General features: G+C 74.0%; 10 protein-coding genes and 1 pseudogene. 4 read left to right on the plus strand and 7 right to left on the minus strand.

Annotated elements, in window-relative coordinates; genetic code table 11:
• Nucleotides 1-1,024 (plus strand): hypothetical protein (locus H5J33_RS14965; RefSeq protein ID WP_220212351.1); only part of this gene is annotated, 1,024 nt, incomplete at its 5' end.
• A gap of 30 nt (nucleotides 1,025-1,054) precedes the next feature.
• Here the strand turns inward: H5J33_RS14965 and H5J33_RS14970 are convergent.
• The 4 genes from H5J33_RS14970 to H5J33_RS14985 all read right to left on the minus strand — a co-directional run bounded on the left by H5J33_RS14970 (nucleotide 1,055) and on the right by H5J33_RS14985 (nucleotide 3,504).
• A complete protein-coding gene (locus H5J33_RS14970) occupies nucleotides 1,055-2,068 on the minus strand; it encodes an RNA polymerase sigma factor RpoD/SigA (protein ID WP_181795406.1) in 1,014 nt (337 codons plus the stop codon).
• Nucleotides 2,069-2,174: 106 nt separating this feature from the next.
• Nucleotides 2,175-2,645 carry a DUF5994 family protein gene (locus H5J33_RS14975; protein WP_258565094.1) on the minus strand — a complete coding sequence of 157 codons (471 nt, stop codon included), beginning with the start codon at nucleotides 2,643-2,645 and terminating at the stop codon, nucleotides 2,175-2,177.
• A 62-nt stretch (nucleotides 2,646-2,707) separates the two neighbouring features.
• Nucleotides 2,708-3,007, minus strand: coding sequence for an SCO5918 family protein (locus H5J33_RS14980; RefSeq protein WP_181795407.1), 300 nt, complete (start codon nucleotides 3,005-3,007; stop codon nucleotides 2,708-2,710).
• Nucleotides 2,971-3,504, minus strand: coding sequence for an RNA-binding S4 domain-containing protein (locus H5J33_RS14985; protein ID WP_181795408.1), 534 nt, complete (start codon nucleotides 3,502-3,504; stop codon nucleotides 2,971-2,973). Before H5J33_RS14985 ends, H5J33_RS14980 begins: the two co-directional genes overlap by 37 nt.
• 143 nt (nucleotides 3,505-3,647) lie before the next feature.
• Between H5J33_RS14985 and H5J33_RS14990 the strand changes: the two genes are divergently transcribed.
• Nucleotides 3,648-4,343, plus strand: a complete 696-nt coding sequence (locus H5J33_RS14990; protein ID WP_181795409.1) for a uracil-DNA glycosylase — start codon at nucleotides 3,648-3,650, stop codon at nucleotides 4,341-4,343.
• 19 nt (nucleotides 4,344-4,362) lie between these two features.
• On the opposite strand, the gene H5J33_RS14995 is transcribed toward H5J33_RS14990, so the two are convergent.
• Nucleotides 4,363-5,037: a GntR family transcriptional regulator gene (locus H5J33_RS14995; protein WP_181795410.1), complete on the minus strand. Its 675-nt coding sequence runs from the start codon at nucleotides 5,035-5,037 to the stop codon at nucleotides 4,363-4,365.
• A 200-nt stretch (nucleotides 5,038-5,237) separates the two neighbouring features.
• Here H5J33_RS14995 and H5J33_RS15000 point away from each other — a divergent pair, with 200 nt between their 5' ends.
• Nucleotides 5,238-6,695, plus strand: a complete 1,458-nt coding sequence (locus H5J33_RS15000; protein ID WP_181795411.1) for an NCS1 family nucleobase:cation symporter-1 — start codon at nucleotides 5,238-5,240, stop codon at nucleotides 6,693-6,695.
• A gap of 1 nt (nucleotide 6,696) precedes the next feature.
• Entirely contained in the window at nucleotides 6,697-7,455 is a 759-nt protein-coding gene (locus H5J33_RS15005; RefSeq protein WP_181795412.1) for an aspartate/glutamate racemase family protein, read from the plus strand.
• Here the strand turns inward: H5J33_RS15005 and H5J33_RS37470 are convergent.
• Both H5J33_RS37470 and H5J33_RS37475 read right to left on the minus strand, forming a co-directional pair.
• Entirely contained in the window at nucleotides 7,437-7,904 is a 468-nt protein-coding gene (locus H5J33_RS37470; protein ID WP_309485409.1) for a GNAT family N-acetyltransferase, read from the minus strand. The two genes, H5J33_RS15005 and H5J33_RS37470, sit on opposite strands and share 19 nt — an antisense overlap.
• Nucleotides 7,896-8,294, minus strand: a pseudogene (locus H5J33_RS37475) (RidA family protein); the annotation flags it as partial. The gene H5J33_RS37470 and the pseudogene H5J33_RS37475, both read right to left, overlap by 9 nt.
• Nucleotides 8,295-8,698 lie beyond the last annotated feature (404 nt).

Here is an 8,698-nt window from a genome sequence, read left to right on the forward strand (position 1 = left end):
TGCTCGAGAACGCGTCACCGGGCAGCCGTCCCCGCGGCCCGCGCCCCCCACCGGCGCGGAGATGATCCGCACACTCACCGGTCTGCTCCCGCCCGGCGGCACCGTCTCCGACGTCACCGGCCGGGACACCGAGGCGGGGGACGGCATCGTCTGGCCGATGGCCAAGCTCACCTACACCACCGCGCGGGGCAGCACCGCCCTGGACGTGACCCTCACCCGGCGGACCCCCGGTATCCCCGCCGACCAGCAGGGCCAGGGCGGCTGTCTGCCGGTCCAGGTGCGCCCCTACGACCGGTGCGGCACCGAGAAGCTCCCCGGCGAAGCGGTGCTCACCACCGTCCAGTCGTTCACCTACCCGGGCCGGAACACCGGCCAGAAGCGCTGGTACGCCGTGCTGACCACCGCCGACGGCGCCGAGGTGACGGTGCAGGAGTTCGCCGGCGGCGGGGAGAAGGAGGCGTCCGGCGGAGCCGATCCGCTGCTGTCCCTCGCCCAGCTGGCCGCCATCGTGCGCAGCCCCCGCTGGGAGAGCGCGCTCGCCGCGCTGCCCACCCCGCCGCGCGCCCCCGCCACCGGCCGGCAGGAGGTGCCCGCCGACCGCATGACCCGGGTGCTGAAGTCCCACCTCCCGCACGGCGGCACGGTCTCCGACGTGAACGCCGGTGGCGGGCTGGTCCAGCTGGTCTACGACGACGGCCACGGCCGGAACATGGTCGAGGCCGACGCGCAGTACGGCATGACCGAGGCCCTGGCCGGGCACATGGGCTGCGCCGGCGTGGCCGGCGACTGCCGGTCCGAGACGCTGGGCGACGGCACCCGCGTCAAGACGGTCCGGGGACGGTCGGAGAAGGGCGGCTCGGCCCGGGTGTGGCTGGTCGACGTGCTGTACCCGGACGGCCGGCGGGTGGTGGCCCGCGAGGTGAACTCCTACGCCGAGGCCGGTCCGGTGACCCGGCCCGAGCCCGCGCTGAGCCCGGAGCTGCTGCGGGGCATCGCGCTCGACAAGGGGTTCTTCACCGGCTGACCCGGTCGCGTGGGCCCGGGGGCGGTGCGGTCAGCCCGCCCAGTCCAGCAGGCGCTCGCCCGTCTCGGGCGCCCGCAGCCGGCCGAGCGACTCCTTCTCCAGCTGGCGTACGCGTTCCCGGGTCAGGCCCACCTGCTCGGCCACCTGCTGCAGGGTGCGCGGATGCCCGTCGTGCAGCCCGTAGCGCAGGCTGAGGATCATCGCCTCGCGCGGGGCCAGCACGCCCAGCGCGTCCCGGAGGTCCTCGGCGAGCGCGCGGTACTCGGCGACCTGGGGCGCCTGGAGGACGTCGGTGGCCGGGATGAGGTCGCCGACCACGGTCTCGCCGGTGTCGTCCACGGGTGTGTCCAGGCTGATCGTCTGCCGGCCGACCCGGCGCAGCCAGGCCACCCGGTCCTCGGCGAGGCCGCTCTCCCGCGCGACCTCGTCGTCCGTCGGCTCGTGGCCGACGCGCAGCTGGAGCCGCCGCTCGACCTTGGCCAGCTTCTGCAGCTGCTCCACGACGTGCATCGGCAGCCGGACGGTACGGGCGTGCTGGGCCAGGCCCCGCTCGATCGCCTGGCGGATCCACCAGGTGGCGTAGGTGGAGAACTTGAAGCCCTTGGTGTGGTCGAACTTCTCCACGGCCCGCATCAGCCCGAGGTTGCCCTCCTGGATCAGGTCCAGCAGGGGCACCCCGCGGTGGGCGTGCCGTTTGGCGATCGACACCACCAGCCGCAGATTGGCCCGGATCATGTGGTCCTTGGCGTGCCGGCCGTCCCGTACGGCCGCCTCCAGATCCCGGCGCCGGTGCGGCGGGAGACGGTGCGCGTCGTCCCGCTCCAGCTCCCCGGCGGCGTGCTGACCGGCCACGATGAGCGCGCCGAGGCGTACCTCGTCCTCGGCGTCGAGCAGCGGGGTCGCGGCGATCTGGTTCAGGTACTGGCCGAGCAGGTCGGCCTCGTCGCCAAGTTCGGGGACCCGGCTCCGCGGGCGGGCGGAGCGGGCCGCGGTACGGCGCCGCTGCCGCGGGTCGGTCGTGGTGGTGCGTGCCGGACCAGGCATTGTCTCCGGCCTCCGACTCCTGTCGCTTCGGCTCTGTGTGCCAGAGCCCGGGCTTCCAGCGACCGCCGGGTACCCGGCCCGGCGCCCGGGATGCGCGCCGGGCGGCTCAGCGCTCCCAGGTGGCGTCGGCGAGGGCCAGCATGTGCGGGGCGGACAGGGCGTTCGCCGGATCGGCGGCGGTCGTCAGCAGCCAGCGTGCCGCGTCGGCGCATTCGCCGGGCGGTACGACCAGCAGGTTCCGCTGTTCCCCGGTGCCGGTGTCCAGGACGATGGTGTGCGCCTCGGTGTCGACGGCCGACAGGGAGACCAGGATGAGGCGGCCGGGGACCGGCACCCGGTGCGGGACGTCGGGCCAGGCCGCGGTGTCCACGGTGACGTGGACGACCGTGCCGAGGCCGGCGGCCAGCGCCCCGGCCAGGGCCGGCAGTTCCAGTTCCAGGGCGTCGCAGCGGGGCCACCAGGCGCCGTCCAGCGGGCCGTGGCCGCCGTCCGGGGTCAGGGTGAGCCGGGGGAGCGGCATCCGGTAGGTGTGCGCCCCGGCCGGGAGGTGCCCGGCGGGGTCTCCGTTCCTGTCCATGCGTACGATCCCGTCCCGGACGGATCTCGGGCCGCCCGTCTCCGTCGTGCCGCCGGTGTGGGTCAGGCCAGCGGGGTGTCCGCCCAGGGCAGCGCGGAGGCCTCACGGTGCTCCGGCGGGCGGACCGCGGCGGCATCGTGGCAGGTGAAACCGAGCCTGGTCAGCGCCCGGCTCACCTCGGCCGCCGTGAAATCGCGGCGGTCCTGCCGGGTGATGACCTGCCCGACCTGCTTGACCGGGTAGACCCGGCGGTCGACGGTCACGCAGATGCCGACGGCGGGCTCGGGGGAGACGCCCTCCATCGACTGCTCGACCTCGGACTTGGTCAGATCGAAGGGGAATCGGGCGATGACACAGCGCATGGTGCCTCCAGCGGAGCGGTCGGGGTGGGGCGGCCGGCGCCCCGTTCGCGCAGGCCGACGGGGGTGATGGCCTCGCGGGGCGGGGGCGGAGGGGAGTTGTCGATGTAGCACTGCGCGGCCACGGGCGCCCCGACCCGCTTGCGGATCAGGCGCTTGACGATCACGACTCGTTCCCGGCCCTCGTGCCGCAGCCGTACCTCGTCACCGACACGCACGGAGTAGGCGGGCTTCACCCGCTCGCCGTTCACCCGCACATGCCCGCCCCGGCAGGCGGCGGCGCCGAGGGAACGGGTCTTGATCAGACGGACGGCCCAGATCCAGCTGTCGATGCGGACGGTCTCGCCGCCCGCGGGCCCGGCGGCCTCGGCCGCCGCCACCGCGGCGGCGGTCTTGGGGTCGAGCGGCTGTGCGACGGGGGCGATCCCCGCCCCGTCCGGCGCGCCCGCCTCCTCGCCGGTCCCACGGTCCACGTTCTCGTCCGCATCCTCCGAAGCCATGCCCCGACCTTAACGCGCGGAGGCCACCGAGCCGGAAGCGTTTTCCCGGCGCTCAGCCGGGCACCCGCGCCCTCGGCCCGCCTCGCTCCCTCGCCTTTGCCCCGCCCCCGTCCCACCACCCACCCCCGGCTTACGGTGACCGTATGGACAACACCAGCGCCCTCGCCCGGCTGGACCGGCGCGTCGCCGGGTGCCGGGCCTGTCCCCGGCTGGTCGAATGGCGGGAGGAGGTGGCCCGTACGAAACGGGCCGCGTTCGCCGACTGGACGTACTGGGGGCGGCCGGTGCCCGGCTTCGGCCCCGCCGACGCCCGGCTGGTGATCATCGGGCTCGCCCCGGCCGCGCACGGCGGCAACCGCACCGGCCGGATGTTCACCGGCGACCGTTCCGGAGACGTGCTCTACCAGGCGCTGTACGACGTGGGGCTCGCCTCCCAGCCCACCTCCGTCAGCGCGGACGACGGACTGGAGCTGTACGGCGTGCGGGTCACGGCGCCGGTGCACTGCGCGCCACCCGCCAACAAGCCGACCCCGGGGGAGCGCGACACCTGCCGTCCCTGGCTGGTCCAGGAGCTGACGCTGCTCCGGCCGACGCTGCGGGCCGCCGTCGTCCTCGGCGCCTTCGGCTGGCAGGCCGCGCTGCCCGCGTTCGCGGCGGCCGGCTGGACGGTGCCCCGCCCCCGCCCGGCCTTCGGCCACGGCACCCGGGTCGCACTGGACGGCCTGGACCTCTTCGGCTGCTTCCACGTCAGCCAGCGCAACACCTTCACCGGCCGGCTCACCGCCGAGATGCTGCGGGAGGTGCTGCGTACGGCGGCGGACGCGGCCGGGCTGTCCTGAGGAGCCGGTACGGCCGCGCTCAGCCCTCCTCGCCGAACAGGTGCCGTACCGTCGAGCGGTAGTTGGCGCGGACGTGACCGAGCGCGTGGGCCCGGGCGCGGTCCGGGTCGCCGGAGGCGATGGCCTCGTACAGCTCGCGGTGTTCGGCGAGGAGTTGGGGCCATTCCTCGTTGCGCCGGGTGAGCCAGCGCAGGCGGCCGTCGACCGGTTCCATCACCGAGATCAGCAGGCCGTTGCCGGCCATGGCGAGGACCCGGTCGTGGAAGCGGGTGTTGACGTCCGTGATCGCCTCGGCGTCCCCCGCCTCGGTCGCCCGGGCCGCCCGGCCGAGCAGGTCCCGTAGCTCCGCCAGGGCCTCCGGGGCCGCCCGTACCGCCGCGAGGCCCGCCGCGTACACCTCCAACGCCTCGCGCAGCTCGAAGAGTTCGCGGACATCGGCCGGGGTGAGCCGGCGTACGACGGTGCGGCGGGCCGACTCGAAGAGGACGAAGCCCTCGGCGACCAGGGCCCGGATGGCCTCGCGCACCGGCACCCGCGAGACCCCGAACCGCTCGGCCAGTTCCCGCTCCACGAGCCGGTCGCCGGGCCCCAGGCGCCCGGCGATGATGTCCTCCCGCAGGCTCGCCAGGACGCGCTCGCGCACCGCGCCCAGGGGTTCGGTCTTGGCCCGTCCGGGGCCCGTGGTGGGGCTCATGGGCCCATCTTCGCCGACGGCAGGGGGCTTTTACCGGGCCGTAACGGCGACGACATCGGTCCGGACGCTTGACGGCGGGACCATGACCGCAGTTTGGTATACCAAACGCGCTCGTCCGGCACACAAGGAAATTCGTCCGGCACGCAAGCAAACGCGCCGGGAAAACCGCCGTCCTCCGTCCCCGTGATCCTGGAGGCCCCGTGTCCCTCGCCGACCGCGCCACCGCCACCGGCGCCGCCGCGTCCGTCCCCGACCCCCGCCTCGTCAACGAGGACCTCGCCCCCGCGAAGCAGCGGAACTGGAAGGTCTTCGACCTGTTCGCCCTGTGGATGTCCGACGTCCACAACCTCGGCAACTACACCTTCGCCGCCGGCCTGCTGGTCCTCGGCCTGAACGTCTGGCAGGTGCTCACCTCCCTCCTGGTCGGCTTCGTGCTCATCTACGCGGGCATGAACGCGATGGGCAGGATCGGCCAGCGGCACGGGGTGCCCTTCCCGGTCGTCAGCCGCATCGGCTTCGGCGTCTGGGGCGCCAACATCCCGGCGCTGATCCGGGCCGTGATCGCCATCATGTGGTACGGCATACAGACCTATCTGGCCTCCGTCGCCGTCAACGTCATGCTGCTGGCCGCCTGGCCGGGTCTGGAGTCGCTGACGCACCCCTCCTTCCTCGGCCTGGACGCGCTCGGCTGGATCTCCTTCGTCTCGCTCTGGCTGCTCCAGGCGCTGATCATCACCCGGGGCATGGAGGCGGTGCGCCGGTTCCAGGACTTCTGCGGTCCGGCGATCTGGCTGGTGATGATCGCGCTGGCCGTCTGGGTGCTCGCCGAGGCCCACTGGCACATCCCGCTCACCGCCACCCCGCACCCGGTCACGGCCGGCGAGCAGTGGCGGCAGTGGTTCGGCGCGATCGGCCTGATCCTCGCCACCTACGGCACCCTGATGCTCAACTTCTGCGACTTCTCCCGCTTCGCGCCCGACCAGCGGACCATCCGGCGCGGCAACTTCTGGGGCCTGCCCGTCAACTCCACGGCGTTCGTGGTCGTCTCGGTGATCGTCACGGCGGGCTCCCTGGAGGCGTTCGGCGAGGCCATCACGGATCCGGCGGAGCTGGTCGCCCGGGTGGGCAACACCTGGGTGCTCGTCGTCGCCGCGCTGACCTTCGCCATCGCCACCATGGGCGTCAACATCGTCGCCAACTTCGTCTCCCCGGCGTACGACCTGGCCAACGTCTGGCCGCGCAGGATCACCTTCAAGGCCGGCGGGATGATCAGCACGGTGGCGGCCCTGGTGGTCACCCCCTGGAACCTCTTCTCCAACCCGGCCGTCGTCAACTACTTCCTCGGCGGTCTCGGCGCCTTCCTGGGCCCGCTGTTCGGCGTGATCATGGTCGACTACTACTGGGTCAAGTGCGGCCGGATCGACGTGGACGCGCTGTTCGACGCCCGGCCCGGCACCCCGTACCACTACCGCAAGGGCGTCAACCCCAAGGCGCTGTGGGCGTTCCTGCCGTCCGCCGCGGTCGCCGCCGTCCTCGCCCTGGTGCGGAGCTTCGACGCCGTGTCCCCGTACTCCTGGTTCATCGGCACGGCGCTGGCCGCCGGCCTGTACGCGGCGCTGTGCCGCCGGGAGCGCGCGGCGGCCGGGCAGGAGGGCTGACGTGCGGATCGTCGTCACCAACTGCAACACCACCCGCGAGATGACCGAGGACATCGTCCGCGGCGCCCGCGCTGCGGCGGCCCCCGGCACCACCGTGACCGGGCTGACCCCGGCCTGGGGACCCGAGTCCGCCGAGGGCTGGCTGGACAGCTACCTGTCCGCCGCCGCCGTCCTCGACGTGCTGCGCACCTACGACGGCCCGCCCTACGACGCGGTGGTGCTGGCCGGGTTCGGGGAGCACGGACGCGAGGGCGTACGGGAGCTGGTGGACGTACCCGTGGTGGACATCACCGAGGCCGCCGCGCACCTCGCCTGCCTCCTCGGGCGCCGCTACGGCGTCGTCACCACCCTCGACCGGTCCCGCGGCCAGATCGAGGACAGCCTGGAGACCGCGGGCGTGGCCCGCAACTGCGCCGCCGTCGTCGGCACCGGCCTCGGCGTGCTCGGCCTGGCCGCGGACCCGGCACGGACCGAGACCGCGTTCCTCGCCGCCGCCGAACGTGCCCGGGACGCCGGCGCCGAGGTGCTGATCCTGGGCTGCGCCGGGATGACCGGGCTGGAGCGGACGGTGGCGGGCAAGCTCGGGCTGCCGGTGGTCGACGGCGTCGGCGCGGCGGTCAAGCTCGCCGAGTCCCTGGTGGCACTCGGCCTGACCACGAGCCGCGCGGGCGGCTACGCCGAGCCGCTGCCCAAGCGCCGGCTGTGGGGGCGTCCCACGGCACCCGGTCCGGCGGGGACGGGTCAGGGGCGCCAGTCGTAACGTACGTCCGGTTCGCGCTCCTCGTTGCGGCTGCCGTCGGTGAACGCCACGGCGGTGAAGCCGTGCCGCTCGTAGAAGCGGTGGGCGGGCTTGTTCACCTGGAACGTCCACAGGGTCAGCCCGCCCGGGCTGCGCTCCTTGGCCAGGGCGACGAACCGGTCCCCGATGCCCCGGCCCCGCCACTCGGGGTCCAGGTACAGCTGGTCCAGCGCCTCCCCGTCCAGCACCATCAGACCGACCACACCGGCGCCGGGCGCCTCCGCCACCCAGGTCTCCCGGGCCGGCACCACGACCTCGCGGAAGTAGTCCCGCACCTCGTCGTCGGCGCGCGGGCGGACGACGGTCGGCAGCGCGGTGTCGAAGGACCGCAGATAGACGTCGGCGACGGCACGGGCGTCGGCCGGCACGGCACGGCGCAGCACGACCTGGTCCGCCGCCTGCTCCGGCACCACGGCGGTGGCCGTGATCTCCACGAGCTGGCCGGGGTGGCCGAGGCAGGACACGCCGAGCAGCGTGGAGGAGTGCGGGCCCGCGCCCAGCGCCGAGGACTCCACGACCCGCCACACCGCGGACAGCGCCGCGGTGTCGTCGCCGACCACGTACACGTCCGTCGTCAGCACATGCTCCGGATCGCTGCCGACGGCCCGCAGCTGCTCGCGCAGATTCGCGATCACCTGCTCGGCCTGGCGCCCGGGATCCCCCGGCCCCACCAGCTCACCGTCGGCGGTCAGCGGCACCGACCCGGCGAGGAACGCGAGCTTCGTGCCCGCCTCGACGACGGAGGCGTGGGAGCGGGCGGGCGGAGGGAACAGGGCGGGGGCGGTCACACGCCGGATCACGAAGCGGCTCCTGCGGGGGAAGGGGGGACAGATGTCCGATGATCCGGCCCCGCGGCCCCGCCCGCATCCGAATTACGGGCCGGGGAGGCCGCCGGGGCGTCGCGCGCGTGAACCGCCGGGGCGTCGCGCGCGTGAAGAGGAGGAGACCAGTTCCGGGCATTGCGTTCATAAAGAAAACGGCCGTCCCGGCAGGTTTCACACGGGCGAAACGTGAGCGTTCCGTTCGCGCGGGGAACGCGATCTACCGTGGAACCACCCCCACCGGCCACCGTCGTCCGAAGGCCCACCCCCGCCCTCGAATGAACAGGAGCCCCGTGCCCCGGCCCGCCGTGCCCGCCGTACCCCCCTGGCTCGCCCACGCCTTCCGCGCCCAGCGCGAACCCGTCCCCTGGAACGCGGTGTGC

The organism is Streptomyces sp. WELS2 (assembly GCF_013870595.1).
Classification (GTDB): Bacteria; Actinomycetota; Actinomycetes; order Streptomycetales; family Streptomycetaceae; genus Streptomyces.